This is a genomic window from Rhizobium sp. 01T444 (genome assembly GCF_056398305.1).
Window position 1 is genome coordinate 1 of the sequence record NZ_JBFTPD010000085.1, and the last position, 1243, is coordinate 1243.

At 61.1% G+C, this 1243-nt stretch carries 2 protein-coding genes; one reads left to right on the plus strand and one right to left on the minus strand.

Features of this window, described 5'->3' with window-relative positions; all coding sequences use genetic code 11:
• On the minus strand, positions 1-144 hold a 144-nt coding region (locus AC1DTN_RS37220; protein ID WP_477925095.1), incomplete at its 3' end, for a uracil-DNA glycosylase family protein.
• Positions 145-443: 299 nt separating this feature from the next.
• Here AC1DTN_RS37220 and AC1DTN_RS37225 point away from each other — a divergent pair.
• The gene (locus tag AC1DTN_RS37225; protein ID WP_477925094.1) at positions 444-1073 is read left to right on the plus strand and encodes a TetR/AcrR family transcriptional regulator; all 630 of its coding nucleotides are present in this window, start codon (positions 444-446) and stop codon (positions 1071-1073) included.
• Positions 1074-1243: the final 170 nt, after the last annotated feature.

Here is a 1243-nt window from a genome sequence, read left to right on the forward strand (position 1 = left end):
CATCACGCGCCAGAAGCGATTCCCACGCCCCAGAAAGTGGTGCCCCGCTGCGGCGGCACAGACGCCAGGATTGATGCCGCAGAACAGCACCTTGAGACCCGGCTGGAGAATATCCGGCAGACCGGCGACAGTGGGCTCCTGCACGATGGATTCCTGTGTGTCGGCAAGGCGCGAGCGGAGTGTCCCGTTTCACATGCCGGCCGTGCCTCGGTAGGGTTTTCGTTCGCGCCAGTCTAGGCGAGCGAGCCTCGACTCCCCTGTGCGATGCCAGTTGAAAGCGGCCAAGCTCGGTTGATTTCTGGCCAGCATTCAACACGCGGCGACCGAAGGCATGGGACCTGGTGGCCTTGCAAGCCGAGGGAGACCGATCTGTCTACAATCCTTCGATGTCAACTTCAACTGCGCAACTCGCCGAGGATGCACTCCCGTCTCGGAAGATCTTGATGACGGCGCATGACCTCTTCTACCGGGATGGCATTCGCGCGACAGGGATCGACAGGCTCATCGCCGAATCCGGCGTGGCCAAGAAGACCTTCTACAGGCATTACCCGAGCAAGAACGATCTCGTCCTCAAGTTCTTGGACTATCGGCATGCCAACTGGATGGAGTGGTTCGAGGAGGCACTCGGGCGCCATGGCGGAAGCCCCGAGGCCATTGTCCCGGCCCTCCGCGAATGGTTCAGCACCGAGAACTATCGCGGCTGTGCCTTCATCAACGCCGTGGTCGAACTGGGAGACAGCCTCCCGGAGGCAGTCGCCGTTTCGCGGCGGCACAAGGCGGACATGGTGACCATCTTGCGAACACTGTTGCCCCGGACGCCGACAATGGCGCTGCAGGCACGAGCGCTTGCCGTGGGTATCGACGGGGCCATCGTGACGGCTCAATTCGGAGAGCCTGTCGAAACGGTGCTTGCCAGCCTGGCCGAGCTTGTGGAAGGCATGCAGGCCAAAGCCACTGCGACAGCAGCAGCAGCAGCAGCAGCAGCAGCAGCAGCGAGCAAAGTCAAACCCGGGATTCGTCGACGAAATGCCTATTCGCTGAATCCCGTTGCAGGAAAGAAGGTCAAGAAATGAAGCTGGCCATCGTTGTGGTGGATGGGGTGCAGGCGCTGGACGTCGCGGCTCCGATGGATGTCTTCGCCGAGGCGAACAATTTTCTTCCTCCGGATCAGCAGTATGAGATGACGCTCATCGGCATGCATTCCGGGAGCGTGCGTTGCGCCAACGGGATGGAACTCAAGGTC